Genomic DNA, 26,884 nt, shown 5'->3' with positions numbered 1-26,884 from the left:
TTTTAATTCTATTTTTAGTATTCGAATGTTCCGAATTCGCTCTTGATGGTCAGGCTGCGCTTGCCTTCTTCGATGTGACCTACAATCTGGGCATCGATGTTGAAGCTCTTGCTGATGGCGATAACCTTCTCGGCAACCTCAGGACGTACGTAGATCTCCATGCGGTGACCCATGTTGAATACCTGATACATCTCCTTCCAGTCGGTCTCTGAGCAGTCGTGGATAGCCTTGAAGAGTGGAGGTACTGGGAACATGTTGTCCTTCACTACCTTGCAGTTCTCGCCTACGAAGTGCAGAACCTTGGTCTGGGCACCACCGGTGCAGTGAACCATACCGTGAACTTCAGGGCGGAGCTCGTCGAGAATCTTCTTGATGACAGGAGCGTAGGTACGGGTAGGAGAGAGAACCAACTCTCCGGCATTGATAGGTGAACCCTCTACCTCATCTGTCAACTTATACTTACCACTGTAAACCAACTCGTCTGGCACGGCGTGGTCGTAGCTCTCAGGATAGTTCTCTGCGAGATACTTGGCGAATACATCGTGGCGGGCAGAAGTAAGTCCGTTGCTGCCCATACCGCCGTTGTACTTCTTCTCGTAAGTAGCCTGACCTGTAGAAGAAAGACCTACGATGACATCGCCTGGACGGATGTTGGCATTGTTGATGACGTCGCTGCGCTTCATGCGGCAGGTAACGGTAGAGTCAACGATGATGGTACGAACCAGGTCGCCTACGTCAGCAGTCTCACCGCCGGTAGGATAGATGCCGATACCCATCTCACGCATCTCGTGGAGCAGGTCGTCAGTACCGTTGATGATAGCTGAGATTACCTCGCCTGGGATGAGCATCTTGTTGCGTCCGATGGTAGAGCTTACGAGGATGTTATCTACGGCGCCCACGCAGAGCAGGTCGTCGGTATTCATCACGATAGCATCTTGAGCGATACCTTTCCATACAGAGAGGTCGCCCGTCTCCTTCCAGTACATGTAGGCCAAGCTCGACTTGGTACCTGCACCGTCGGCATGCATAATGTTACAATACTCTGGGTCGCCGCCCAAGATATCAGGTATGATCTTGCAGAAAGCCTGTGGGAAGATACCCTTGTCGATGTTCTTGATAGCGTTGTGAACATCTTCCTTTGCTGCGCTAACACCGCGCATCATATATCTATTGTTACTCATATTCTTACTTTGAATTTTGATCTTTGAACTTTATGATATGCTTATTTTTCCTGGTGCCAGAAATCCCATGATGCAAAGGCTTGCAACAAGAGCATTTCCAAGCCATTCTTTACTGTGGCTCCATGTTCTTTGCCCTTCTTCATGAAGAGGGTTTCGTCGGGATTGTAGATGAGGTCGTAGAGCAGGGTGTGGCTGTCCATTGCCTCGTAAGGCAGCGCAGGACACTCGTCTACGTGTGGGTACATGCCCACTGGGGTACAGTTTACGATGACGTTATACTCCTTGATAACCTCAGGGGTGATTTTTTCGTACTGGATAGTACCCGGACGCTCGTATCGACTCACGAAGGCAGTTTCCAGTCCGAGCGATTTCAGACCGAAGTTGATAGCCTTTGAAGCTCCGCCTGTACCCAGGATGAGAGCCTTCTTGTGATAAGGCTCGATATAAGGTTCGATGCTCTTGGTAAAACCGATTACATCGCTGTTATATCCTTTCAGATAAACATCTTCACCTCTGTGCTCCACCTTGATCACGTTGACGGCTCCGATAGCATTCGCCTCAGGGCTTACCACGTCGAGATAGCTGATCACTTTCTCCTTGTAAGGAATGGTGACATTGAGACCCTTTAGTTCTGGATTTGAGTCGAGAATCTCGGTAAGATTTTCGATAGAAGGTATCTCGAAGTTGATGTATTGGGCATCGATGCCCTCGTTCTCAAACTTTTCGTTGAAATAGTTTTTTGAGAACGAATGCCCCAGAGGGTAACCTATGAGTCCATACTTGTCCATAATATTTTTGTTTTATTTGGTTGCGAAATAGAGTGTGCAGATGCCGAAGGTGAGTCGCTTGAACTCTGCCTTTGCGAATCCTGCCTTTTTGAACACCTCCATCATAACCTCGCCCTGAGGGAATGCCTCGATGGTCTTGTTGAGATAACTGTAGGCGCTCTGGTCTTTGCTGATGAGTTTGCCATACATCGGCAAGACAGTGTTGCTGTAGATGCTGAACAGCTGCTTCATCGGGAAACTGACCGGCGTGGTGAGTTCTACGATGCAGAGATGTCCGCCCTTTTTCAGTACCCGGCACATTTCCTTCAGTCCCTGATCCAGGTTCTGGAAGTTTCTGATACCGAAGGCTGCGGTTACAGCGTCGAAGCTCTCGTCCTGGAACGAGAGGTTGAGGCAGTCTTCCTTGGCAAAGGAGATGGTGTTTTCCAGTCCCAGCTGCTTTACCTTCTGTCTGCCTATCTCCATCATGCCGTCCGAGATGTCTGCTCCGATCAGCTGGTCGGGATGTAGCATCTGTGCGGCAAGGATGGCGAAATCGCCGGTACCGGTAGCGATGTCGAGCATCTTTTTAGGAGAGAAGGGCGCAAGACGCCTGATTGCCTTCTTGCGCCATCCCTTATCGATATCCCACGAGAGACGGTGGTTCAGGGTATCGTAGGTAGGGGCGATGTTGTCGAACATCTCCTCTACCAGCTTGCCCTTGTCTCCTGTGCCCTCGTAGGGCTTAATCTGTTCTTGCTTATACATTTATATATAGTTTACTTGTGTGCAGCAAGCCACTCGCTTACGTTCTTCTCGATGCGGGCAGCGATGTCGCCTTCCTCTGCAGCCTTGTCAAACTTCTCGCCGGTGATGTGCTCGTAGAGTTCGATGTAGCGGTCGGATACGCTCTCTGCATACTCGTCGGTAATCTCTGGCATGGTCTGGCCTGGCTCGTTCATGAAGTTGTGCTCGATGAGCCACTGGCGAACGAACTCCTTAGAGAGCTGGCGCTGTGGTTCACCCTTCTCAAACTTCTCCTCGTAACCGTCAGCATAGAAGTAGCGGCTAGAGTCGGGAGTGTGGATCTCATCGATGAGATAAACCTTGCCGTCGCGCTTGCCGAACTCGTACTTAGTATCTACGAGGATCAAGCCCTGCTTGGCAGCGATTTCCTGACCGCGGGCGAAGATGCGGCGTGTGTAGTCCTCCATCACAGCGTAATCCTCTGCACTAACAATACCCTGGGCGATAATCTCTTCCTTAGAGATATTCATGTCGTGACCCTCGTCAGCCTTTGTAGTAGGGGTGATGATAGGCTCTGGGAAACGCTGGTTCTCGCGCATACCGTCTGGCAACTTCACACCGCAGATCTCGCGGCAGCCCTTCTGATACTCGCGCCATGCACTACCGGTGAGGATAGAACGGATGATCATCTCCACGCGGAAACCTTTGCACTTCAAACCTACGGTAACCATTGGGTCTGGAGTAGCCAACTTCCAGTTTGGACAGATGTCTGTAGTTGTGTCCAGGAACTTAGCTGCAATCTGATTGAGCACCTGTCCTTTGAAAGGGATACCCTTAGGCAGAACAACGTCGAACGCTGAGATTCTGTCGGTAGCGACCATCACGAGGAGGTCGTCGTTAATGTCATACACATCACGTACTTTACCGTGGTAAACACTCTTCTGTCCATCAAAATGGAAATCTGTCTTTGTTAATGCTTTCATTTTACTTTGAACTTTGAATTTTGAACTTTGAACTTTATGATATGCTTTATTTATGATCTGCATTCTTGATGAAATCTATTTTTAAAGAATCATTCAGTTCATTCTTCATTCTGATTATTTTGAATTATCTTTTTCTGCTTTCTGAGCTTCCCGTGCTTCCGCTCTCTCCTTGTCATACTTGTCGTAAGCGTTGACGATGCGGGTTACGAGTTTGTGGCGCACGATATCCTTCTGTCCCAGCTTCACCACTCCGATGCCTTCCACGCCGTCCAGAATCTTGAGCGCCTCCTTCAGTCCGCTTCGCTGTTCGCGTGGAAGGTCAATCTGTGTCAGGTCGCCGGTGATAATCATCTTGGTGTTCATGCCCATACGGGTTAGGAACATGCGAATCTGTTGGGAGGTAGTGTTTTGCGCCTCGTCGAGGATGACGACGGCATCGCTGAGTGTGCGTCCGCGCATAAAGGCGAGCGGAGCAATCTGGATAATGTGCTTTTCCATCATATCCTGCAGCTTTACGGCAGGTATCATGTCTTCCAGCGCATCGTAGAGCGGCTGGAGGTATGGGTCAATTTTGTCTTTCATATCGCCAGGCAGGAAACCGAGTTTTTCGCCGGCTTCTACGGCTGGTCGCGAGAGGATGATTTTCTTGACGGCTTTCTCCTTGAGGGCCTTTACGGCAAGGGCGATGCTGAGATAGGTCTTGCCGGTACCGGCTGGTCCCACGGCAAATACCATGTCGTTCTTCTCGTAAGCATCTATCAGCTGCTGCTGGTTTTCGCTGCGGCTCTTGATAGGTCGGCCGCTGATGCTGTATACCAGCACGCCTTTCACGCTGTCCGCCTTGGTCTGTTTTCCTTTCACGATGTCCAGGATGTCTTCATCATTGAGCATGTTGTATTTAAGCAAGTGCTTGCGCATCTGCTCAATATCCTCTTCCACCTTTGCCATTTCCTCTTCGTCGCCGAGCACACGAATCACGTTGTCGCGTGCTACGATACGCAACTTAGGATACAGCGATTTAATCATCTGCAGGTGGGCGTTGTTCACACCGTAGAACATCACTGGATCGATATCTTCGAGTACAATATGTTTCTCTATCAAAATGTCTTAATTCTATAAAGTTTAAACTATCCTATCTAATATTTTGTTATATAACGCTGCAAAATTACTACTTTTCCATGAAATGAGCAAATTTCGGCGAATAAAACATTCTTTAAATATTAAAAAAGCTATTTTTTCGAGAGATTTTGTTACCTTTGCAGCTAAATTTGGCGATGCGGTTCCCGTTTTGCCTGAAGAATATAGAATATTATTTCGTGAAAATAAGATAATTATGAAGATTAGTAAGAACAGATATTTACAGGGTTTTGGTATTGTGGTTTTGCTTCTGGCGCTGGTAAGAGTCATCTTCCCGGGAGTAGCAAAACCGAAGGTTGCGGCTGCTGGTGCGGCTGATTCTACGCTCGTGGCAGCGAAGGATTCGGCTGCTTCTGATGCTTCTTCTGCTGAGATTTCTGATGCATCGGCTGATACTGAAGGGAATGTGGCTGAGAACCTGAAGAAGGATGAACTCTCTGTTATGCCTGATACGGAACAGGGCGGCAAGCCATCAATCTTCTTCGATAAGGATGGCAGGGAGGTGAAGCATCGTATCTTCTCGGTGCCTCATTTCGGCAATACTTTCCCCGACCAGCAGGATGTGCAGATTCTGGCGGCTACTAAGCATGGTGTGAAACCGGTACAGAACCGTCTGGAGGCGGAGAACAGCAAGGGCAAGCTGGTGTATGTGGGCAGCAATCCTTTCTTTTATGTCGACAAGCTGAACAACAGTATTCCTTACCTGGTGCCTCGTGCCTCTGTGCTGCTCCAGGATATCGGCCGTGCCTATTTTGATTCGCTGCAGATCAAGGGCATTCCGCTGCATAAGATTATCGTGACGAGCATTCTGCGCACCAAGGATGATGTGGCGAAACTGCGTACCCGAAACGGTAATGCTACCGAGAATTCGTGTCATCTCTATGGTACTACCTTCGATATCTGCTACAACCGCTACAAGCAGATTCAGACCCGTGAACAGCCTCGCCGCCAGGTGCAGAATGATACCCTGAAATGGGTGTTCTCCGAGGTGCTCCGCGATTTCCGCAACAAGAACCGCTGCTATATTAAATATGAGGTGAAGCAGGGTTGCTTCCATATCACCGTGAAGTAATCTGGTTGTTCCCGGCACGCCCTGAAAGGGCAGAAGCTTACTTACGAAAGTTTTTTTATTTAATTCTTGATTCTCTTCAAATCAGCTTCTTCTCCCACTATCCAGATGATGTCTCCCTTCTTGAAGACTCGGGTAGGGGATACGTGCGTCAGATTTTCCCGGCCCTCTTCCAGTCCTACCACCATACAGTTGTATTTATCTCTTATTCCGCTTTCTATCAGCGTCTTTCCCAGGAATTCGCTGCCGCCGCTGATGATGAGCTGGCTGAGCTTCATCTCGCGCTTTTCTATTTCAGCCTCCTCAGGCAGCAGGTCGCTCTGCAGGGCGGTGTTGAATTTCTGCAGCTGGTCGTCGTTGCCGATTACCTGCAGTTTGTCGCCCGGGAAGATGATCATGTCGCCGTTCGGGATGTTCAGCCGGTGAGAGCCGCGGTGAATGCTGCTCAGGTCTACACCGAACCGCTGGCGCAGATGCAGCTCTCGCAGCGATTTGCCCGTCCAACTGCTGTCCTCTGGCACTTCAAATTCGCTGATGTGGATATCCCGGTCTAGCAGTCTGCCCTCGTAGAGCGGCCGCTTTTCGCCATTCACCTGAGCCGCAATATCGCGCGAGCGGAGGTTGTGAACGAAGACGCGCTCCATCACGATGCTACGCTTCTTGATGTGGCGGGAGGTTATCATCAGCATTACTACTGCTGCACCGATGCAGACAATCAGCGCATTGGTAAAGCGCGAGAGGAAATTGATGATGTAGAAGATGAAAGCCAGTGCTATCATAAAGCGCACGAACACCGTAAAGAGCAGCGGCACGCGGTTGATGCTGCTCTCCACCCAGAGGCGTTTCCACTCGGCACTGTGGTTCTTCTTCATCACGATGGCGCGTAGGAATGGTGAGATGAATAGTACGGTAAGCAGACCGGTGATGGCGTTGGCATACCAGTGGAGATGCCAGCCGGGCAGCAGATTGCGCATCAGCGGCAGCACGAAGGTGAACATCAGGGCGATGACGGCTGCCGAGAGGATAGAGTAGGCGGTGGTGTTGACCAGCATCTGGCGGATCAGCGATTTCCACTTGCTCTGCTGCTGCGTCTGGGGATGACTCATCGCAAAATGGTTCAGAATATGGATGAGTTTGTCGGGCAGATGTTTCTCCATCACCTGATAGGTAGGTGTGGCAAGACGGATCATATAAGGTGTAAGGAAGGTGGTGATGACGCTCACTGCTACCACTACCGGATAGAGGAACTTGCTGATGACGCCGAGCGACAGACCCAGCGAGGCGATGATGAAAGAGAACTCACCAATCTGAGCCATCGAGAAACCGCAGCGCATCGCCGACTTCAGCGACTCGCCTCCGAGCATGAATCCGAAGGTGCCGAATATCGCCTGACCTACCAGGATGGTGCCCACCAGGGCGAGGATAGGAACGGCATATTCTACCAGAATCTTCGGGTCTACCAGCATACCTACCGATACGAAGAAGATGGCTCCGAAGAGATTCTTTACCGGTTCTACGAGTTTGATAATCTTTTCTGCCTCAATGGTTTCTGCCAGTATGCTGCCCATGACGAAGGCTCCGAAGGCGCTGCTGAACCCCACCTTGGTGCTCAGTACCGCCATGCCGCAGCACAGACCCAGCGAAACGATGAGCAGGGTTTCGGCATTGATAAGTTTCCTCACCGAACGCAGGAACCACGGAATGGCGAAGATACCCACGATAAACCACACGCCCAGGAAGAAGCCTATCTTCACGATAGAGGCAAGCATCTGCCCGCCGTCGGGACTGCTCCCGCTCGCTATCGCCGACAGCATCACCATCATCACGATAGCCAGGATATCTTCCAGTATCAGCACGCTCATCACCATCGAGGCAAACTTCTGGGTGCGCAGCCGCATATCATCGAATGCCTTATATATAATAGTGGTGGAGCTCATGGCGAGCATACCGCCCAGGAAGATGCAGTCCATCCTGCCCCAGCCGAAACTGTGGCCTACGCTGATGCCCAGCATCATCATGCAGAACACGATGACCACGGTGGCGATGATGGGAGAGGCACCCATCTTCACGATTTTCTTGAACGAGAAGTCGAGACCGAGCGAGAAGAGGGTGAAGATGACACCGATGTCGGCCCAGGTCTGGATATCCGTCTCGTCGACTACCGACATGGTGTAGGACATGTGTGGCGAAACCAGGAATCCCGCCATGATGTATCCCAGCACCAGCGGCTGCTTGAGCCTCTTGAAGATGAGGGTTACGATGCCTGCTACCATCAGGATAAGGGCGAGGTCTTTTACTAAAAATGGAATTTCAGCCATATTTTTCTGTTTATGAAAAAGGGGAATTTAGATGTGTCTAAATTCCCCATATCTGTATTAGTCATTAAATTCTTCTGTGATTTCCGCTATTTTCACGATGGTCTTCACTACCTTCTCCATTACCTGGATGCTCACAAACTCATGAGGGCCGTGGAAGTTGACACCGCCGGCGAAGATGTTAGGACAAGGCAGACCCTTGAAGCTCAGCTGGGCTCCGTCGGTACCGCCGCGGATAGGTTCTACGCGAGGTGGAACGCCGCTCTCCTGCATCGCTCTGAGCACGATGTCAATGACGTGCATGTTAGGATCAATCTTCTCCTTCATGTTATAGTACTGGTCGTAGATAACCGCCTTTACGGTTCCGTCGCCATACTTCTCGTTCATCTTGTTCACGCAGTCCTCGATGAAATCCTTGCGGCTTTCAAACTTGTTGCGGTCGTGATCTCGGATGATGTAGCTGAGTTTTGCCTCCTCGCAGCGGCTCTCGATGCCGATGAGGTGGTAGAAACCCTGGTAGCCTTCAGTCTGCTCAGGAGTCTCGTTCTCAGGAATCATGTTCTGAAATTCCACAGCCAGTCGGCTTGCATTCACCATCTTTCCCTTGGCATAGCCTGTATGAACGCTCACGCCCTTGATGACGATCTTAGCTCCGGCAGCATTGAAGTTCTCATATTCCAGGTCGCCCAGGTCGCCGCCATCTACGGTGTACGCCCAGTCGCAGCCAAACTTCTCTACATCGAAATGATGCGCACCCATACCGATTTCCTCGTCAGGATTGAAACCTACTCGGATATCTCCGTGCTTGATTTCGTCGTGGTCGCGCAGATAGCACATAGCCTGTACGATTTCAGCGATGCCCGCCTTGTCGTCAGCACCCAGCAGGGTAGTACCGTCTGTCACGATGATATCCTCTCCCTTGTGAGCCTTCAGTTCTGGGAAAGTCTCAACGCTTGAAATGATGCCCGGGCTCAGCTCGATGTCGTTGCCGTCATAGTTCTTGATGACGCGCGCCTTTACATCCTTTCCGCTGGCATCAGGCGATGTATCCATGTGTGAAATAAATCCGATGGTAGGAGTCTTTTTCTTGGTATTGCTCTTCAGAGTGGCATAGATATAGCCCATGTCATCCATTTCGACATCGCTCAGTCCTTCGTCCTCAAGTTCCTTCTTCAGGTACTTGGCAAATTCGAGCTGTTTTGCCGTACTAGGCACGCTGGTCGATTCTTCGCTCGACTGTGTGTCGAATTTCGTATAGTTTATAAATCGTTCTACTAAATCCATGTTTTCAATTATTAATCATTTCTGTTGTTTCGGGTGATCTCGGTGGGATTCAAACCCACGACCTTCAGAACCGGAATCTGACGCTCTATTCAGCTAAGCTACGAGACCCTCTTTTCTGCCGCCCGTTTCTCCGGTTGTATGACATCGAAACGGAAGTCGACTGCAAAATTACTGCTTTTATTTGAAATAACCAAATATTTGGGGCAGATTTTTTCATATATATAATGTGTATTTGCAAATTGTTCTACAAAATGCTACTAAAAAACTTAAAAATGCTATCATTTTGCGAAAAAATACGGAAAAATGCTTGCAGATTAATTATTATTTTGTACCTTTGCAGCGCAAATACTAAATATGAAATAAAAATGAGCAATTTGATAAAACCTGAAGGGTACAAGGCGCTGCTGGATATGCGCCAGACCGAAATGGGTATTAAAATGATAAAAGAATTCTTCCAGCAAAACCTGAGCACCGAGCTCCGTCTGCGTCGTGTTACCGCTCCGCTCTTCGTATTGAAGGGTCTTGGTATCAATGATGACCTGAACGGCGTAGAGCGCCCTGTAAGTTTCCCTATCAAGGATTTGGGCGAAGCCCAGGCTGAGGTGGTTCATTCTCTTGCCAAGTGGAAGCGACTGACGCTTGCCGAGTATGAGATTGAGCCTGCTTATGGCGTATATACAGATATGAACGCCATCCGTGCTGACGAGGAGCTGGATAATCTTCATTCGCTCTATGTTGACCAGTGGGACTGGGAGGCTGTGATTACCAAGGAAGACCGTACCATCGCCTTCCTCGAGAATATCGTGCGCCGCATCTATGGTGCCATCTTGCGTACCGAGTTCCTGGCTTGCGAGCATTATCCTCAGCTGAAGCCTTTCCTGCCTAAGGAAATTCATTTCATTCATGCGCAGGATTTGCTCGATATGTATCCAGACCTTTCTCCTAAGGAGCGTGAGGATGAAATCTGCAAGAAGTATGGCGCTGTATTTGTAGAGGGCATCGGAGGCAAGTTGAGCGATGGCAAGAAGCATGATGGCCGAGCTCCTGACTATGATGACTGGAGCACCGTGGCTGAGAACGGCAAGATGGGACTGAATGGTGATATCCTCATCTGGTATCCTGTTCTGGGTCGCAGTTTCGAGCTCAGTTCTATGGGTATCCGTGTCGATAAGGAGAGTCTGCTGCGTCAGCTTAAGCTGGAGGGCAAGGAGGATAGAGAGAAGCTTTATTTCCATCAGCAGCTCCTGAACGACAAGTTGCCTCTGAGCATTGGTGGCGGTATCGGTCAGAGCCGTCTGTGCATGGTATTGCTTCATAAGGCTCACATTGGTGAGATCCAGGCTAGCATCTGGCCTGAGGAGATGCGCAAGGAGGCTGAGGAAGCGGGCATGAACCTCATTTAAGCCTTTCTGTCGGTGCTTCATGGTGTATACTGTGATGTGCTGCATATTCAGTTGATCTTTTTAAGATAATAATAATTTGCTTACGAAGGCTCCCGGTGCTTTTCTGCATCGGGGGCTTTTTTTTGTTGTGTGTCGGTATGACACTAACCTAGTTGGTTCAAATTCCCCAGAACGCCCCGTTTCTGCCGTTTTCGGGGGCTTCATTGATGACCGGCGTCTGCCATCATTTATAACCCGTGTTGGTCTTAATAGAAGACTCGAGCGAGGCACTAAAGACTGTTCTTTCGATTGCCGGTGCAAAGATACGAAGATTTCTGGTATCTAACAAATTTAGGCGTGTGATAAGGAGCGATTTTCAGCAGCTTACGATTTGAAACTTAGTAAAGAGAAATAACTCTATGTTTCATGGGACGCATCTCTATGTTTTGAGGTGTAGAAAACTATGTTTTGCGCTATAAACCAGTATATTACAAAGTAATAACCGATTACGTGGAACGTATTCAGTATTCAGTATTCAGTTTTTTTCGCTGTTGTTACCACTCTCTGTATAGATAGTATATTATATATATATAATAATATATATATATAATATAAAATAATTACTTACAATTTGTAACCATATAAAAGGTAACTATCGCGAAAAAAACTGAATACTGAATACTGAATAACCTCTTGGGCATCATACGCCCGGGTATAATGGCAGCATTTGGGGGAAGATAGTACTAGTTTCTCCACTCCGTATAGGTTGTCCTACATGGAGTGGAGAATTTCGTATCGTGTGAAGTGTCTTTTACGTCATAACCAGATCCAGGTCCTTTGTGAGTTTTTTCATCGCCGGGTTCTTCTCCATAAGAAGTTCCAGAACTTCATTCTTGGTAAGAACCTTGCCTACCTCTTCCTGGTCGGCAAGGCGGTAGGTGATGCTCAGTTCGCTGTTGTGAAGACCTAAGACGAAAGTCTTGAGAATGCGGTTTTTGATGTTCAAAACGTCGTCTAGCAAGAGCTGGTTGTTGATGATAACCTCTATCTGCGGATAGTTGGTTATCTTCGGTACAATACTCTTCATGCGGTTGGCTAAGCCTATGAAATCCAGCTTGTTCTGCATTCTCATGCACATACTGAACCATGTTGCTTCCACCTGCTCCTGGGTGAACTCGTTCTGGTCGCCCGTGATGGTCGCTTTTTCCTCATTGGTATCATCATACGGACTGTGCAGACGGCGCTGGTTCTCCTCCCTCTTCTTCAGGTTAGAGAAAGTCATGCCTATGCCGCCCAGCTTGATATTCTTGAGTCGTGGCTTGTGAGGCGATGCAGCATCAGTAGCAGCTCCGGCAGCGGCTGAGCCTTCTGGAGAGGCAGATGCGGCTGCGGTGGCAGATGCAGAATAAGATGCAGGATAAGATGCAGCATTGGAGGCTGCAGAAGCGGCTGTCGGTGCCCCTGACGAAGGCACAGCAGTAGCTGTAGCAGCAGACGCTCCCGGCTGTGATGACCGGTTTTCGCTGCTGCCTGAAGGCTCAGAACCTGCACCCTGAGAGGCAAGCTTAGACTGAGCCAGGAGTTTCTGAAACAGGGATTTTAATCTATTGGGCGTACGCCCCGCACTAGGCACATCCTGATCCTCGGGCTGCGTAATCTGGCCTATCTGTATCAGGGTGAGCTCTACCAGTAATCGCTTGTTGCTGCTGGCGCGGTAATGGATATCGCACTGGTTCATCAGTTCCAGCGCCTTATATAAGAAAGGTGTAGGTGCCTTCTGGGCCTGAGCCTGGAACTTGGCTTTCTGGTCGTCGCTGGTTTCGAGCAGAGGCAGGGTCTGAGGATCCTTCGCCATCATCACATTGCGCACGTGCTGGGCAAGCCCCTGTATCATGTTGCCGCCATCGAAACCGCGGCTCAGAATGCCGTCGAGTGTAACCATCATCTCGGCCACCTTATTCTCCAGAGCCAGGTCTACCAGACGGAAATAGTTGTCGCTGTCGAGCACGTTCAGGTCCTCGATTACCTTCTGGTAAGTGATGTTGCCCATGCAGAAGCTGGCAGCCTGGTCGAAGATAGAGAGGGCATCGCGCATACCTCCGTCAGCCTTTTCGGCTATCACGGCGAGCGCCTGCTCTTCATATTGTATGCCTTCCTTCTCAGCCACCATCTTCAGGTGGTTGATGGTATTGGCTACCGTCATTCGCTCGAAGTCGTAAATCTGGCATCGGCTCAGGATGGTAGGCAGAATCTTATGCTTCTCGGTAGTGGCGAGGATGAAGATGACATGCTGAGGTGGCTCTTCCAGCGTCTTGAGAAAGGCGTTGAAGGCAGCTGTAGAGAGCATGTGGACCTCATCGATGATAAACACCTTATACTTGCCCACCTGAGGCGGAATGCGGGTCTGCTCCATCAGAACCTTAATCTGGTCAACACCGTTGTTGCTGGCGGCATCCAGCTCGAAGATGTTGTAGGAACGCTGCTCATTGAAGGCACGGCAGCTCTCACATTCGTTGCATGCCTCGCCGTCTTCACGAGGATGCTCGCAGTTGATTGCCTTCGCAAAAATGCGGGCACAAGTGGTTTTGCCCACACCTCTCGGACCGCAGAAAAGATAGGCGTGCGCCAGCTTGCCGCTCTTCACTGCATTCTTCAAAGTGGTGGTCAATGCACTCTGTCCGACAACCGAATCGAAGGTCATCGGACGGTACTTTCTTGCAGAAACTATATACTCTTCCATTATTTTTTCTTAATTGATGATGCAAAGATAACAAAAAAATATTATCTTTGCAAACAAATTCGGAAGAAATGAGTAAAAAACTTGGTATTATATGGAATTATCTCGCTCATTATAAGTATCTTATAGTGATTGTAGCGGGTGTTCTGGTAGTTGGTGTAGTTGACGACAATAGTGTAAGACAGCACATTAAGTACCAGATAGAGATAGCTACGCTCCGTTCGGAGATAGAAAAATATCGTGAGCAGTATGAAAACGACAAGCATACCCTGCGTGATATGCAGCATGGTGCGCGGGCATTTGAGAAGATAGCCCGCCAGCGTTATTTCATGAAGGCTGATGATGAAGACATCTTTGTATTGAGTTCGGATATTCCGGAAAAAACTAACGAACAAGACGAAAATGAAACAATTGAGTAAACTGGAAAGTGCTATTTTCTTGCTGGGCGGCGTGCTGATGGTTGTCGGTGCGGCTTGCTTCGCATTTGGTTTTTCACATCCGCAGCTGGTGCAGGTAACGAGCTGGGGGTTCCTGCTGGGCACCATACTCTTCAGTGTAATGCAGGCGATGCAGTTCTATGAGGGATCTTCGCTGGTAATCCACCGCCTGAAGCGCATGCAGTATGTAGCAGACATCTTCTTCGTGCTCTCAGGCATCTCGATGGTAGATACGGTGTATGCTTTCCTGCGCCGCTGGTTTGAGAATTATGAGACCTATATCACCTATTTCTATAATAAGTGGGTAGTCTTCCTTCTCATCGCAGCCCTGCTGGAACTGTATACCACGCATCGCATCTCTCATGAACTGAAGAAGGAAAACAATCAGTAATATAGAAAGGACGAGAAAAAAGCTTTCGGTGGGCAATAGGAGTGCAAACAAAACATAAATCTTGTAAGAATGAATTAAATTGCTGCAATTTATTTCGTCAGTTCAAATTAAGATTGTACTTTTGTTCACCGAAAGTGATATAGATAGCTTATGAATAGAATATTTTACGCATTCATTGCCTTGATGGCACTTGCATCTTGTGCCAACAGTTACGATATCTCGGGTACTTCTAACGTAAGTACTCTGGACGGACGCATGCTGTACCTTAAGATACTGGAAAACAACGATTTCAAGAACGTGGATTCTTGCGATGTAGTGCACGGACAGTTCCATTTTCAGGGTTCTGTCGACTCTATGAAGATGGCGAATATCTTCATGGATGATGACCCTGTGCTGCCGCTGGTGCTGGAGAGTGGAAGCATTACGGTGAAGCTCGATGATACACAGCAGGTGGTAAGCGGTACTCCTATGAACGATAAACTCTTCGGATTCTTCAAGAAATACCAGCAGATTCAGAATCAGTTGCGCGAACTGGTACACAAGCACGACCAGGCTATCATGAACGGTAGCGATATGGTGGCTGTCAACAAGCATCTGAACGAGGAATCCATCCGCCTCTCTGAGCAGGAAGACAAGCTCATCACTTCGTTTGTTACCGACAACTTCAACAATGTGCTGGGACCGGGCGTCTTCTTCCTCGTTACAATGGGCAACCAGTATCCGATGCTCTCTCCTTGGATTGAGGATATCATGAGCAAGGCTACCGACTATTTCAAGAATGATCCTTATGTAAAGGACTATTATAAGAAAGCTCAAGAAAATCAGGAGATTATGAATGGTACCCGAGATGCGCAGAGCGGCATGCAGCCAGAGATGGAAGCGGCTCCACAGGTAAATCCTGATGCGGCTCCGGCACCTACAGCTAACGAACTGGCTGCGCCTACGATTCCTGAAAAACAGGAAGGTCAGGAGTAGAAACAGGGCTCTTTCAAGGTCTTGGGCATTAACATCTTGTAAAACTCTTCATTTTATAAGTTTAGTAATATGAAATTAATCAAGAATGGAACCATTATAAATGAGGGTCGCTCTTTTGTGGGCGACCTCTTGTTGGATGGTGAATTTATCAAGGAGATATATGAAGGCGAGGCACCCCGTGGCAATTACGATGAAGTCATCGATGCCTCGGGGTGTTTTGTTTTGCCGGGTGTGATTGATGATCATGTTCACTTCCGTGAGCCGGGACTTACGCAGAAGGCTGACATCGAGAGCGAAAGCCGCGCTGCTGCCTTTGGTGGTGTGACCAGTTATTTTGAGATGCCTAACACGGTACCTCAGACTACCACTCTGGAGGCCTGGCAGGCAAAGCGGCAGCTGGGCGCTGAGAAGAGTCATGTGAACTACAGTTTCTTCTTTGGTGCTACCAATGATAATGTAAATGATTTTGAGCAGCTCGATACGCATCGTGTGCCGGGAATCAAGCTCTTTATGGGCTCCAGTACGGGCAATATGCTGGTGGATAAATATGAGGCACTGCAGGCTATCTTCAAGAAGGCGAAAGAGCTGGATTTGCCGGTGATGACCCACTGTGAGGATACCGAAATCATTAACCGTAACATGCAGCTGGCTAAGCAGAAATGGGGTGAGGACCCTGCCGTAGAACATCATCCGGAAATACGCAGCGAGGAGGCTTGCTATGAAAGCAGCCGTCTGGCGGTGCAGCTGGCTAAGGAAAGCGGTGCGCATCTACATATCGCTCACGTTACTACGGCTAAGGAACTGGAGTTCTTCGGTAAGGATGAAAATATTACAGGCGAGGCTGTTGTGGCTCATCTCATGTTCTCGGATAAAGATTACGCTGTGAAGGGCGCACGCATCAAATGCAACCCTGCAGTAAAGACCGCTGCTGACCGCGAGGCTTTGCGTAAGGCGCTGAGTAATGGTAAGATAACTGTAGTAGGTACTGATCATGCTCCTCATCAGTTGAAGGATAAGCAGGGCGGTTGTGCCAAGGCTGCATCAGGTATGCCGATGGTACAGTTCTCGCTGGTAAGCATGCTGAAACTTGTTGACGAAAAGGTAATCAGTATCGAGCGTCTGGTTGAACTGATGTGCCATAATCCAGCCCGTCTGTTCCATATCAGTCAGCGCGGCTTCCTGCGTCCGGGTTATAAGGCAGATGTCGTTGTGGTGCGCAAGGGAGAGCCTTGGAAGGTGACCGAAGAGGTGATTCAGAGCAAGTGTAAATGGAGCCCTGTAGAGGGTGACGAGTTTGCATGGAAAGTGGAACAGACTTTCTGTAACGGTCATCTTATCTATAACAAAGGCGTGTTTGATGCCGCTTGCAGAGGAGAGGAACTGGAGTTCAGAAGCAATTCCTGAAAAAGGAAAATCTTACGGGGATTGTAAAATAAAATATCGTATCGGATGCGAAAAATAGTATACAATATAAGCGAAATTGAGCCATATATCAACTGGCTATATTTCTATCATGCCTGGGGATTGAGCGGCAAACCTCGAGAGGAAAAGGAAAAAATGAAGGCTGAGGCGCTCGATATGCTCCATTCATGGGAAGGCGAATATCATACCTATGCCGTCTTCGGACTCTTCGAGGCGAACAGCGAGGGGGATGATATCTGGCTGGAAGGGCAGAAAGTCCGCTTCCCGATGCTCCGACAGCAGCATCCGGCGGCTCAGGGAGAACCCAATCTCTGTCTGGCTGATTTCATCCGTCCTCTGGGCAGCGGAATAACAGACCGGCTGGGTATCTTCTGCACGACGGTAGATGGCGGTCTGGAGAAGAAATATCGCTCGGACGACTACCTCAATATGATGGCACAGACACTCTGCGACCGGTTGGCTGAAGCCACGGCAGAGAAGTTGCACGAAGAGGTGAGACGCAGCATCTGGGGCTATGCTCCCGACGAGCAGCTGAGCATCGAAGACCAGCATCAGGAGCGCTATCAGGGCATCCGTCCGGCTATAGGATATCCTTCGCTGCCCGATACCAGTGCCAACTTCATCATCGACCAGCTCATTGATATGAGTCAGGTGGGCATCCGGCTCACCACAAGCGGAATGATGACGCCTCATGCCAGTGTCTCGGGGCTGATGTTTGCACATCCCAAGTCGCGGTATTTCGAACTGGGACGGATAGGAGACGACCAGCTTCGCGACTATGCACAGCGCAGAGGAGTGCCCGTGCAGGCAATGAAAACGTATCTTCAATCAAGTTTGATCAAGAAATGATAGCAAGAATATTGATACCCGTAGTGGTATTCACCCTGTTGCCGTATCTGTGGATATATAAAAGGTATGGCAAGTTACGGCTGAAGAGTCTCTGGCAGCGGGTGCTCTTCTGGTTGCCGGCTTTCGTGGTTATCGCCTACAGCGCGTATATCACGATACTGCCCAACTTCCTGCCACGCAATCCGGTGCTCATCGACATCTGGTTTGTGATGATGGCAGTATGTGCAGTTCCGCAGTTTGTCTTCAGCCTGTTCAGTCTCTTCGGTTGGTGCTGTATGCGGCTCCTTCACGGACATCGCAACTGGGGCAAGCTCCTCGGACTGGTAGTGGGAGTGGTGGCGTTCTTCTGCTTTATCTACGGATTTACCGAAGGTTTTCCTAAGATGCAGGTCAAGCGAATCACCGTCTATGTACCCAATCTGCCGAAGTCTTTCGAGGGCTATCGCATCGTTCAGTTCAGCGACATCCATCTCGGGTCATACTATGGCTGGCGTGGTCATCTGCCTCAGCGCGATATCGACAGCATCAATGCCGAAAAACCTGATCTGATTTGCTTTACGGGTGATTTACAGAATGTTACGCCCGATGAACTGCCTGAGTATCAGGCGCTGCTCAGCAGTCTGAAAGCCAGAGATGGCGTGATGAGTGTGCTGGGCAATCACGATTACACCTATTATATGGATGTAGATGACGAGCAGGAGATAGCTGCGCTCGAGAAGCGGATGCAGGACTTCCAGCGGAGTTGCGGATGGCGCCTGCTGATGAATGAGCATGTGGCGGTGCATAGAGGCGCTGACAGCATCTATGTAGCTGGTACAGAGAACTATGACAAGCCAAAGCGCACCAACGTAAGGAAGGCGCTGTATGGCATCAGACCGGGCTCTTTCGTGCTGATGCTGCAGCATATTCCGAAGCAGTGGCGCGAGACCTGGCCTTCTACTATTAATAAGGAGAAGGATGGCGATGTGATTGGACCTGACAGGAAGGATTCGCTGGTCGTAGCACCGCAGCTTACGCTGAGCGGTCATACGCATGCGGGGCAGATCAGTATCCTGGGCTTGCGTCCGTCGATGTTTACTCCTTATGATTACGGCCTCTTCGAGGAGGAGGGTTGCCAGCTCTATACCACATCGGGTCTGGGCGGTACCGTTCCAATCCGCATAGGGGCTACGGCAGAAATCGTGGTCATCACACTCAAAAGAAAATGAGGAGTGTTGAGTGTTGAATGTTAAATGTTGAGTGTTAAATTATTCATTCTTAAATAAAAAATGAAGTACTTATATCGTCTGTATCAACTTGTAATATGCTTGCCTATCCTGTTGGTAGCTAGCGTTTTAACCAGTTTAACTACTGTTTTGGGATGTATGCTGGGCAATGGCCATTTCTGGGGCTATTATCCCGGCAAGTATTGGGCTTGGCTTTGGGTCCGCATCCTCCTTCTGCCTGTAAAAGTGGAGGGACGTGAGCATCTCAAGAAGAACCAGAGTTATGTTTTCGTGGCCAATCATCAGGGCGCTTTCGATATCTTCCTGATATACGGTTTTCTGGGCAGAAACTTCAAGTGGATGATGAAGAAGGGCTTGCGCAAAGTGCCTCTCATCGGTATCGCCTGTGAGTATGCGCACCACATCTTTGTAGACAAGAGCGGACCTTCTAAGATCCGTGCTTCTTATGACCGTGCTCGCGAGGTGCTTAAAGAGGGCATGTCGCTGGTGGTATTCCCTGAAGGTGCCCGCACGTTTACGGGTCACATGGGCGTGTTCCGTCGTGGTGCTTTCATGCTTGCCGATGAACTGCAGTTGCCGGTATGTCCGCTTACCATCAATGGCAGTTTTGATGTGAAGCCTCGCATGAAGGACATCTACTGGGCTTTCTGGCATCCTCTGAAGCTCACCATTCATGAGCCTATCGAGCCGATAGGCAAGGGAGCTGACAATATCAAGAACCAGATGAACAAGAGCTATGAGGCGATCATGAACGGACTTGACAAGAAATATCAGGGTTTTGTAGAGAATCCGGACCAATAATTTCGGATTTTCGCTTGTTATTTCAAAAATAAGTTGTAATTTTGCATCTGTATTACATTATATAGAATCAGAATCATTAAAATTATAAGAAGTTATGAGTGATAGCATAGTAATCATTCCTACATATAATGAGAAGGAAAACATCGAGAAAATCATCCGTGCTGTCTTCGGTCTCGAAAAGCAGTTTGATATCCTCGTTATCGATGACGGAAGTCCTGACGGTACTGCTGCCATTGTTAAGGGCTTGATGGCTAATGAGTTTGCCGGTCGTCTGCATATCCTGGAGCGTTCGGGTAAACTCGGTTTGGGTACAGCCTATATCATGGGCTTCAAATGGTCATTGAAGCAGGGCTATGACTTCATCTTTGAGATGGATGCCGACTTCAGTCATGATCCTAATGATTTGCCTCGTCTCTATGCGGCAACTCACGATGAGGGGTATGATGTGGCTGTAGGCTCAAGATATATTTCGGGTGTGAACGTGGTCAACTGGCCTATCGGACGCGTATTGATGAGCTATTTCGCTTCTAAATACGTACGTATCGTAACAGGATTTAAGGTGAATGATACCACAGCTGGTTTCGTCTGCTACCGACGTAAGGTATTGGAAACCATAGATTTGGATGCTATCCGCTTCAAAGGCTATGCTTTCCAGATAGAGATGAAATATACGGCTCATCGAATAGGTTTCAAGATCAAGGAGGTGCCTGTCATCTTTGTTAACCGTCGTGAAGGTGTGAGCAAGATGAGTGGTGGCATCTTTGGTGAGGCTTTCTTTGGCGTGATGCGACTGCGCCTGGATGGCTGGTTCAAGAAATATCCGAAGAAGGATTAATACTCAGTAATCACTACTCAGTAATCAGTAATCACTAATCAGTACTTGGATGGAAATCCAAAAGATAGAAAAAACATACGGGCGTTCGCCACAGGCGGATGCCCTCTTTGATTTGATGGGGAAGAAGTCGGTTCATTCCATTTTTCTCCAGGGTTTGCTGTGCTCTTCGGCTCCGATGTTCTTTGCTTCTCTGCAGGGGAAGATGAGACGTTCGGTACTCTTTGTACTGGATGATGCCGATGAAGCAGGCTATTTTTATCACGATCTCACTCAGATGATGGGGCAGGAGAAGGTCTTCTTCTTTCCTTCCAGCTATCGGCGTGCCGTGAAATACGGGCAGCGTGATGCAGCGAACGAAATCCTACGTACAGAGGTGCTGGCGCGCCTCTCTTCGGGAGGACATTTCCTGGTAGTCACTTATCCCGATGCACTGGCTGAACTCGTTGTGGCTAAGCAGAATCTGGATGAACGGATTCTGAAACTGACTGTAGGCCAGCAGATTGCTCAGACCGATGTGGTTCATACTCTGCGCGATTTCGAACTCAAAGAAACCGATTATGTTTATGAACCGGGTCAGTTTGCCGTGCGTGGAAGCATCCTCGATGTCTATTCCTACAGCTGCGAATATCCGTTCCGTATCGACTTCTTCGGCGATGAAATTGATACCATCCGTACCTTTGATGTTGAGACCCAGCTCTCGCAGGCGAAGCGCACAGAGATAGAAATCGTGCCCGAACTCGCCCATATCGAGAGCAACAAGCAGTGTTTCCTCAATTTCCTCTCCGAAAGTACGCCAGTCGTGGCGAAAGACCTTTCTTTCGTTTGCGACCGCATCGGTCAGATCTATACCGAAGGCTTCTCATCGCAGAGCCTTACCGAGCAGCTGGAGGGAGCCACTGAGGTGGAGGCAGAGCGCATCAGACATGAGATGAAGACCGAGCTCAACCTCGTTTCTCCGCTCGATTTCAAGAAGGCAGTAGCGGCTCATCTCCGTATCGAGTTCGGCAAGGTCGCTCCGCCAGAGAGTTCGGCTGTGATACCTTTCAATATTGCTCCACAGCCTCTTTTCCATAAGAATTTCAATTTGCTTTGCCAGACTCTGGAGGATTTCCTGCTCCAGGGTTACACCTTATATATATTGGCAGATAGCCAGAAGCAGCAACAGCGCCTGAAGGATATCTTTGAAAGCGAAGAGCTGAAGCGCTACGCCATCCGTTTTACACCGGTAGACAAGACGCTTCATGAAGGCTTTACTGACCATGACAAGAAGTGCTGTTTCTTTACCGATCATCAGATTTTTGACCGTTTTCATAAATATAACCTGCGCTCAGATAAAGCGAGAGCCGGCAAGATGGCACTCACCATGAAGGAACTGCAGGAGATGGAAGTGGGAGATTTTATCGTGCATGTAGACTTCGGTATCGGCAAGTTCGGCGGTCTGGTTAGGATTCCTACGGGCAACAGCTATCAGGAAATGATCCGCATCGTCTATACGAACAATGACAAGGTGGATGTTTCTATCCACTCGCTTTATAAAATCAGCAAATATCGCCGCAGCGATACCGGTACTCCGCCTCGCCTGTCTACACTGGGTACAGGTGCCTGGGATAAACTCAAGGACAAAGCTAAGAAGCGAATCAAGGACATTGCGCGCGACCTGATCAAACTCTATGCCCAGCGCCGACGGGAGAAGGGATTCGCCTTCAGTGCCGACAATTATCTGCAGCATACGCTGGAGGCTTCCTTCCTGTATGAAGATACGCCAGACCAGAATAAGGCTACTCAGGAGGTGAAGAAGGATATGGAGAGCGGCAGACCGATGGACCGTCTGGTTTGTGGCGATGTGGGCTTCGGCAAGACTGAGGTTGCCATCCGTGCAGCCTTCAAGGCTGCGTGCGACAGCAAGCAGGTTGCGGTGCTGGTGCCTACTACCGTTCTGGCTTTCCAGCACTATCAGACTTTCAAAAAGCGTCTGGAAGGCATGCCTGTAAGGGTAGACTATCTCAGTAGAGCCCGTACAACGAAGGAAACCAGAGAGGTGCTTGACGCCCTGAAAGAGGGTAAGATTGATATCCTCATAGGTACGCATAAGCTGATATCAAAGACCGTGAAATGGCATGACCTGGGACTGCTCGTCATCGATGAAGAGCAGAAGTTCGGTGTGTCTACCAAAGAGAAACTCCGTCAGCTCAAGGTAAATGTCGATACACTCACGATGAGTGCCACTCCGATTCCGCGAACCCTCCAGTTCTCTCTGATGGGCGCCCGGGATATGAGTATCATGCGCACTCCGCCACCTAACCGTTATCCGATTCATACCGAACTGGTAACGTTTAGTAGTGAAGTTATCTGCGATGCCATCAATTTTGAGATGAGCCGAAACGGACAGGTTTATTTCGTATGCGACAGAATATCCAAGCTTCCGGAGCTCAAGATGCTCATCGAGAAGCATATCCCAGACTGTAGGGTAGCAATCGGTCACGGACAGATGAAGCCTGAGGATTTGGAGAAAATCATCATGGGCTTTATCAATTACGATTATGATGTACTGCTTTCTACCACTATTGTAGAGAACGGTATCGACATTTCCAATGCCAATACGATTATCGTGAGCGATGCTCATCACTTCGGATTGAGTGACCTGCATCAGATGCGTGGACGCGTAGGAAGAAGCAACAAGAAGGCTTTCTGCTACCTGATGGCGCCACCTAAGAGTGCACTTACTCCTGAGGCGCGTCGCCGTCTGGAGGCTCTGGAGACGTTCAGCGAACTGGGTAGCGGCTTCAATCTCGCCATGCAGGATCTGGATATCCGCGGTGCGGGTAATCTGCTGGGCTCTGAGCAGAGCGGTTTTATGGAAGATCTGGGTTATGAAACCTACCAGAAGATTCTCTCTCAGGCTGTCACAGAGTTGAAGAACGAGGAGTTCTGTGATCTTTATCAGGAGAAGATGGATGAAGGTGCCCAGCTTACGGGTGATGATTTCGTTGACGATTGTGGCATTGAGAGCGATCTGGAGATGTATTTTCCTCAGACTTATGTACCGGGTGACAGTGAGCGCATGCTCCTTTATCGTGAACTGGACCGTTTGGAGAGCGATGAGGAAGTAGAGGCTTACCGCAAGCGTATGATAGACCGTTTTGGTCCTGTGCCTCATGAAGCAGACGAACTGATGCATGTGGTAGGTCTGCGTAGGGTAGGCAAGAAGCTAGGTTGCGAGAAGATTATTCTCAAGCAAGGCTATATGCAGATGCAGTTTGTGAGCAATGTAAACAGTCCGTTCTACAGAAGTCAGATGTTTAACCGCATACTCGCTTACGTTACCAGTCATATTCAAGATTGTGTTCTGAAGGAAAAATTCAACAAGCGAATGCTTCGCATCAATGATGTGAAGACTGTAGGACAGGCTGTAAATCTGTTGAATCAGATATCGCAGATAGATTTAGGTAATGAGAAAAAATAATCTGTGTCTGCAGTCTATGGGTAAAATCCTGTATCAATTGTGGAAGTAGACAATAAAACAGACTGTTGATTTATACTGAAAGGTTAGAAATCTGACAACGTTACATGATGATATGTCAACTTTACATGATAATATGTTTCAGTTTAGTGTATAAAAAAACATTGGAATCTCAATATCACTATTGAACTCCAATGTTTTATTTTTTTGTATAAGTAAAAGATGATGATAAGCGTTTCACAACGCATTTTGAATTTTTCTGTTGCAAAGATACTATTTTTTATTATAATATAGGGGGTAATATTTGGTATTTTATGGGGTAATATTTGATTGAATTTATAAAAATGACACTGAAAATACACTTATATAATAAATAATACCTGTAGAATGAACTATTTTATTGGATAAGAATAAAAAAATAGTGGAAAAACACATAAAAAAGTTCTTTATTTCATTTTTTATTTGTACCTTTGTTCTGGCATACAACAATTTTAAACATATATATAAATATGAGACAGAAAAAGTACATCTTAAGCGAGCAGGAACTTCCTACTCAGTGGTACAACATTCAGGCAGATATGCCTAACAAGCCATTGCCACCGTTGAACCCTCAGACACACCAGCCAATGAATGCTGATGATTTGTCACACGTATTTAATAAGGAGTGCTCAAAGCAGGAACTTGATACAGAGCACGCTTGGATTGATATTCCGGAAGATGTGCTGGAGAAGTACACCTTCTACCGTTCAACCCCTCTTGTACGTGCTTACGCCCTTGAGGAGGCACTCGGTACTCCGGCGCATATCTATTTCAAGAATGAGAGTATCAATCCGTTAGGCTCTCATAAAATCAATTCAGCCATTCCTCAGTGCTACTACTGTAAGCAGGAGGGGGATACCAATGTCACTACAGAGACTGGTGCAGGACAGTGGGGTGCAGCCCTCTCTTATGCAGCAAAACTCTACGGCCTGGAGGCAGCAGTTTATCAGGTAAAGATTACCATGCAGCAGAAACCATACCGTTCCAGCATCATGCGTACGTTTGGAGCCACTGTAGAGGGTTCTCCTTCCATGAGTACACGCGCAGGTAAGAACATTATCACACGTGATCCTCATCATCCTGGTTCGCTCGGTACTGCCATCAGTGAGGCTGTTGAGCTGGCTACAACCACACCGGGCTGTAAGTATACGCTGGGTTCTGTGCTCAATCATGTGGCACTTCACCAGACCATCATCGGTCTAGAGGCAGAGAAGCAGATGGCGATGGCAGGTGAGTATCCTGATCAGGTGATTGCTTGTTTCGGTGGTGGTAGTAACTTTGGTGGTATTGCCTTCCCATTCCTCCGTCACAACTTTACAGGCGAGCGCCATACTGAGTTTATTGCTGCAGAGCCAGAGAGCTGTCCTAAACTGACTCGCGGTAAGTTTGAGTATGATTTCGGTGATGAGGCAGGTTATACTCCATTGCTGCCAATGTTTACTCTGGGTCATGATTTCAAGCCTGCCAACATTCATGCCGGTGGTCTCCGTTATCATGGTGCTGGTATGATTATCTCCCAGCTTCTGAAGGATGGTTATCTGCATGGTGTAGATATCCCTCAGCTGGAGTCATTCAAGTCTGGTATGCTCTTCGCTCAGACCGAGGGTATCATTCCTGCTCCAGAGAGCTGTCATGCGATTGCAGCCACTATACGTGAGGCTCTGAAGGCTAAGGAAGAGGGCAAGGAGAAGGTTATCCTGTTCTGTCTCTCAGGTCATGGTCTTATCGATATGCCGTCTTACGATAGCTTTATCAATGGCGATTTGCACGATTATTCTGTGAGTGATGAAGAAATCCAGCAGTTCCTCAAGGATGTGCCAAAGGTTGACTAATTTTCAGTTAACAGTTAATAGTTTATAGTTTATAGCAAACAGTTGACAATTATTCTTTGAGATATATTGAAATAACAATATCACATTATAAAAGAAGCCAGGCTGCGAAAAGCAACCTGGCTTTTTATTTAGAGATTCTATTCTCTTTTATTTAGAGATTCTATTCTCTTTTATTTAGAGATTCTATTCTCTTTTATTTTAGAAATTCTATTCTCAGTTCGAGACTTCTATCTTTCATTAGAAGTTCAACCACTCTTCGATAGCCTTAGCGATGACATCGAAGCTTGTGGTAGGCTCGAAGCGGGCTACAACCTGACCCTTCTTGTTAACGAGGAACTTAGTGAAGTTCCACTTGATATCGGCACTCTCCTTGTAGTTAGGATCAGCCTCGCTCAACATCTTGTCGAGAACAGGGTAGAGAGGGTGGCTCTCGTCCCAACCAGCAAAGCCCTTACATTCTTTCAGAAATTTGAAGAGAGGGGCAGCATCGTCTCCGTTTACCTTGATCTTCTTGTAGCGCTGGAACTCTGTGCCGTATGTAAGCTTGCAGAACTGATGAATGCTTTCATCTGTACCAGGGGCTTGCTGACCAAACTGGTTGCAAGGAAAATCAAGTATTTCGAAACCTTGAGAATGATAGGTCTCATAAAGTTTCTCCAGTTCCTCATACTGAGGGGTGAAACCACACTTTGTGGCGGTGTTAACGATGAGCAGCACTTCGTTGGCATACTCCTTGAGGGAAACATCCTTTCCCTTTCTGTCTTTAACAGAAAATTCGTAAACAGTTCTCATTTTTTTTATCTTTATGTATGTGTTATCTATATTTCCGATCTCAACTTATATGATCTAGAGTGCAAAGATACTACTTTTCTCTTAGAATACTTCAATAGTTTTTTTAAAAATTCTAAAAATCGAACAAAATCATAGATGAAGGAATGAGCGTAATATATATAATGTAGATAGTATCGCAGTTAAGAGTATATAGATTCCGTAGATAATTGGGTTTGTGAATAGA

At 48.1% G+C, this 26,884-nt stretch carries 21 protein-coding genes and 1 tRNA gene; 12 read left to right on the top strand and 10 right to left on the bottom strand.

Annotation, left to right across the window (positions count from 1 at the left end; translation table 11 throughout):
* Window positions 1-14: 14 nt before the first annotated feature.
* The 5 genes from ONT18_RS08095 to ONT18_RS08075 all read right to left on the bottom strand — a co-directional run bounded on the left by ONT18_RS08095 (window position 15) and on the right by ONT18_RS08075 (window position 4,779).
* Window positions 15-1,163, bottom strand: coding sequence for an AIR synthase-related protein (locus ONT18_RS08095; protein ID WP_006847235.1), 1,149 nt, complete (start codon window positions 1,161-1,163; stop codon window positions 15-17).
* Between the two features lie 59 nt (window positions 1,164-1,222).
* The gene (locus tag ONT18_RS08090) at window positions 1,223-1,969 is read right to left on the bottom strand and encodes a shikimate dehydrogenase family protein (protein WP_006847236.1); all 747 of its coding nucleotides are present in this window, start codon (window positions 1,967-1,969) and stop codon (window positions 1,223-1,225) included.
* Between the two features lie 12 nt (window positions 1,970-1,981).
* Window positions 1,982-2,716, bottom strand: coding sequence for a bifunctional demethylmenaquinone methyltransferase/2-methoxy-6-polyprenyl-1,4-benzoquinol methylase UbiE (gene ubiE / locus ONT18_RS08085; protein ID WP_118085484.1), 735 nt, complete (start codon window positions 2,714-2,716; stop codon window positions 1,982-1,984).
* Between the two features lie 11 nt (window positions 2,717-2,727).
* The gene (locus tag ONT18_RS08080; protein ID WP_264904835.1) at window positions 2,728-3,678 is read right to left on the bottom strand and encodes a phosphoribosylaminoimidazolesuccinocarboxamide synthase; all 951 of its coding nucleotides are present in this window, start codon (window positions 3,676-3,678) and stop codon (window positions 2,728-2,730) included.
* Window positions 3,679-3,792: 114 nt separating this feature from the next.
* Window positions 3,793-4,779 (bottom strand): PhoH family protein, encoded by a 987-nt coding sequence (locus ONT18_RS08075; protein ID WP_264904833.1) that lies wholly within the window; start codon window positions 4,777-4,779, stop codon window positions 3,793-3,795.
* Between the two features lie 232 nt (window positions 4,780-5,011).
* On the opposite strand from ONT18_RS08075, the gene ONT18_RS08070 reads away from it, so the two are divergent.
* Window positions 5,012-5,887: a DUF5715 family protein gene (locus tag ONT18_RS08070; protein WP_264904831.1), complete on the top strand. Its 876-nt coding sequence runs from the start codon at window positions 5,012-5,014 to the stop codon at window positions 5,885-5,887.
* A 59-nt stretch (window positions 5,888-5,946) separates the two neighbouring features.
* Here ONT18_RS08070 and ONT18_RS08065 read toward each other — a convergent pair whose 3' ends face one another.
* From ONT18_RS08065 to ONT18_RS08055, 3 genes are all read right to left on the bottom strand, one after another.
* Entirely contained in the window at window positions 5,947-8,202 is a 2,256-nt protein-coding gene (locus tag ONT18_RS08065) for a cation:proton antiporter (protein ID WP_264904829.1), read from the bottom strand.
* A gap of 57 nt (window positions 8,203-8,259) precedes the next feature.
* Window positions 8,260-9,483: a peptidase T gene (gene pepT, locus ONT18_RS08060; RefSeq protein WP_153086377.1), complete on the bottom strand. Its 1,224-nt coding sequence runs from the start codon at window positions 9,481-9,483 to the stop codon at window positions 8,260-8,262.
* A 34-nt stretch (window positions 9,484-9,517) separates the two neighbouring features.
* Window positions 9,518-9,591, bottom strand: a tRNA-Arg gene (locus ONT18_RS08055).
* Between the two features lie 257 nt (window positions 9,592-9,848).
* On the opposite strand from ONT18_RS08055, the gene asnA reads away from it, so the two are divergent.
* Window positions 9,849-10,886: an aspartate--ammonia ligase gene (asnA, locus tag ONT18_RS08050; protein WP_217326770.1), complete on the top strand. Its 1,038-nt coding sequence runs from the start codon at window positions 9,849-9,851 to the stop codon at window positions 10,884-10,886.
* A gap of 790 nt (window positions 10,887-11,676) precedes the next feature.
* Here asnA and ONT18_RS08045 read toward each other — a convergent pair.
* Window positions 11,677-13,605 (bottom strand): DNA polymerase III subunit gamma/tau, encoded by a 1,929-nt coding sequence (locus ONT18_RS08045; protein WP_264904828.1) that lies wholly within the window; start codon window positions 13,603-13,605, stop codon window positions 11,677-11,679.
* 68 nt (window positions 13,606-13,673) lie between these two features.
* Between ONT18_RS08045 and ONT18_RS08040 the strand changes: the two genes are divergently transcribed.
* The 10 genes from ONT18_RS08040 to ONT18_RS07995 all read left to right on the top strand — a co-directional run bounded on the left by ONT18_RS08040 (window position 13,674) and on the right by ONT18_RS07995 (window position 25,869).
* Complete coding sequence (locus ONT18_RS08040; protein ID WP_117587884.1) at window positions 13,674-14,021, top strand: FtsB family cell division protein; 348 nt, start codon at window positions 13,674-13,676, stop codon at window positions 14,019-14,021.
* Window positions 14,005-14,430 carry a hypothetical protein gene (locus tag ONT18_RS08035; RefSeq protein ID WP_022120845.1) on the top strand — a complete coding sequence of 142 codons (426 nt, stop codon included), beginning with the start codon at window positions 14,005-14,007 and terminating at the stop codon, window positions 14,428-14,430. Before ONT18_RS08040 ends, ONT18_RS08035 begins: the two co-directional genes overlap by 17 nt.
* A 150-nt stretch (window positions 14,431-14,580) precedes the next feature.
* Window positions 14,581-15,405: a DUF4369 domain-containing protein gene (locus ONT18_RS08030; RefSeq protein ID WP_022120844.1), complete on the top strand. Its 825-nt coding sequence runs from the start codon at window positions 14,581-14,583 to the stop codon at window positions 15,403-15,405.
* Between the two features lie 69 nt (window positions 15,406-15,474).
* Complete coding sequence (locus ONT18_RS08025; RefSeq protein ID WP_264904825.1) at window positions 15,475-16,809, top strand: dihydroorotase; 1,335 nt, start codon at window positions 15,475-15,477, stop codon at window positions 16,807-16,809.
* Window positions 16,810-16,854: 45 nt separating this feature from the next.
* Window positions 16,855-17,676, top strand: a complete 822-nt coding sequence (locus ONT18_RS08020; RefSeq protein WP_118140176.1) for a vitamin B12 dependent-methionine synthase activation domain-containing protein — start codon at window positions 16,855-16,857, stop codon at window positions 17,674-17,676.
* Window positions 17,673-18,884, top strand: coding sequence for a metallophosphoesterase (locus ONT18_RS08015; RefSeq protein ID WP_264904822.1), 1,212 nt, complete (start codon window positions 17,673-17,675; stop codon window positions 18,882-18,884). Before ONT18_RS08020 ends, ONT18_RS08015 begins: the two co-directional genes overlap by 4 nt.
* A 60-nt stretch (window positions 18,885-18,944) precedes the next feature.
* Complete coding sequence (locus ONT18_RS08010; RefSeq protein ID WP_264904820.1) at window positions 18,945-19,703, top strand: lysophospholipid acyltransferase family protein; 759 nt, start codon at window positions 18,945-18,947, stop codon at window positions 19,701-19,703.
* A 94-nt stretch (window positions 19,704-19,797) separates the two neighbouring features.
* Window positions 19,798-20,538: a polyprenol monophosphomannose synthase gene (locus ONT18_RS08005; RefSeq protein WP_006847253.1), complete on the top strand. Its 741-nt coding sequence runs from the start codon at window positions 19,798-19,800 to the stop codon at window positions 20,536-20,538.
* A gap of 49 nt (window positions 20,539-20,587) precedes the next feature.
* Complete coding sequence (gene mfd, locus ONT18_RS08000; RefSeq protein ID WP_264904818.1) at window positions 20,588-24,001, top strand: transcription-repair coupling factor; 3,414 nt, start codon at window positions 20,588-20,590, stop codon at window positions 23,999-24,001.
* Between the two features lie 506 nt (window positions 24,002-24,507).
* Window positions 24,508-25,869: a TrpB-like pyridoxal phosphate-dependent enzyme gene (locus tag ONT18_RS07995; RefSeq protein WP_006847255.1), complete on the top strand. Its 1,362-nt coding sequence runs from the start codon at window positions 24,508-24,510 to the stop codon at window positions 25,867-25,869.
* 237 nt (window positions 25,870-26,106) lie between these two features.
* Here ONT18_RS07995 and ONT18_RS07990 read toward each other — a convergent pair whose 3' ends face one another.
* Window positions 26,107-26,661, bottom strand: a complete 555-nt coding sequence (locus ONT18_RS07990; RefSeq protein ID WP_006847257.1) for a glutathione peroxidase — start codon at window positions 26,659-26,661, stop codon at window positions 26,107-26,109.
* Between the last annotated feature and the right edge of the window lie 223 nt (window positions 26,662-26,884).

Origin of the sequence: Segatella copri (assembly GCF_026015295.1) — a bacterium.
GTDB lineage: Bacteria > Bacteroidota > Bacteroidia > Bacteroidales > Bacteroidaceae > Prevotella > Prevotella copri_C.
This window is presented reverse-complemented; position numbering and strand designations above follow the sequence as displayed.

Excerpts from the sequence above, each read along its gene's own strand:
- ONT18_RS08080 (WP_264904835.1), bottom strand. The coding sequence starts at position 3,678 with ATGAAAGCATTAACAAAGACAGATTTCCATTTTGATGGACAGAAGAGT.
- ONT18_RS08005 (WP_006847253.1), top strand. The coding sequence starts at position 19,798 with ATGAGTGATAGCATAGTAATCATTCCTACATATAATGAGAAGGAAAAC.
- ONT18_RS08065 (WP_264904829.1), bottom strand. The coding sequence starts at position 8,202 with ATGGCTGAAATTCCATTTTTAGTAAAAGACCTCGCCCTTATCCTGATG.
- ONT18_RS08035 (WP_022120845.1), top strand. The coding sequence starts at position 14,005 with ATGAAACAATTGAGTAAACTGGAAAGTGCTATTTTCTTGCTGGGCGGC.
- ONT18_RS08015 (WP_264904822.1), top strand. The coding sequence starts at position 17,673 with ATGATAGCAAGAATATTGATACCCGTAGTGGTATTCACCCTGTTGCCG.
- ONT18_RS08090 (WP_006847236.1), bottom strand. The coding sequence starts at position 1,969 with ATGGACAAGTATGGACTCATAGGTTACCCTCTGGGGCATTCGTTCTCA.
- ONT18_RS08020 (WP_118140176.1), top strand. The coding sequence starts at position 16,855 with ATGCGAAAAATAGTATACAATATAAGCGAAATTGAGCCATATATCAAC.
- ONT18_RS08070 (WP_264904831.1), top strand. The coding sequence starts at position 5,012 with ATGAAGATTAGTAAGAACAGATATTTACAGGGTTTTGGTATTGTGGTT.
- ONT18_RS07995 (WP_006847255.1), top strand. The coding sequence starts at position 24,508 with ATGAGACAGAAAAAGTACATCTTAAGCGAGCAGGAACTTCCTACTCAG.
- ONT18_RS08010 (WP_264904820.1), top strand. The coding sequence starts at position 18,945 with ATGAAGTACTTATATCGTCTGTATCAACTTGTAATATGCTTGCCTATC.
- ONT18_RS08095 (WP_006847235.1), bottom strand. The coding sequence starts at position 1,163 with ATGATGCGCGGTGTTAGCGCAGCAAAGGAAGATGTTCACAACGCTATC.
- mfd (WP_264904818.1), top strand. The coding sequence starts at position 20,588 with ATGGAAATCCAAAAGATAGAAAAAACATACGGGCGTTCGCCACAGGCG.
- ubiE (WP_118085484.1), bottom strand. The coding sequence starts at position 2,716 with ATGTATAAGCAAGAACAGATTAAGCCCTACGAGGGCACAGGAGACAAG.
- ONT18_RS08030 (WP_022120844.1), top strand. The coding sequence starts at position 14,581 with ATGAATAGAATATTTTACGCATTCATTGCCTTGATGGCACTTGCATCT.
- ONT18_RS08045 (WP_264904828.1), bottom strand. The coding sequence starts at position 13,605 with ATGGAAGAGTATATAGTTTCTGCAAGAAAGTACCGTCCGATGACCTTC.
- ONT18_RS08025 (WP_264904825.1), top strand. The coding sequence starts at position 15,475 with ATGAAATTAATCAAGAATGGAACCATTATAAATGAGGGTCGCTCTTTT.
- ONT18_RS07990 (WP_006847257.1), bottom strand. The coding sequence starts at position 26,661 with ATGAGAACTGTTTACGAATTTTCTGTTAAAGACAGAAAGGGAAAGGAT.
- ONT18_RS08040 (WP_117587884.1), top strand. The coding sequence starts at position 13,674 with ATGAGTAAAAAACTTGGTATTATATGGAATTATCTCGCTCATTATAAG.
- pepT (WP_153086377.1), bottom strand. The coding sequence starts at position 9,483 with ATGGATTTAGTAGAACGATTTATAAACTATACGAAATTCGACACACAG.
- asnA (WP_217326770.1), top strand. The coding sequence starts at position 9,849 with ATGAGCAATTTGATAAAACCTGAAGGGTACAAGGCGCTGCTGGATATG.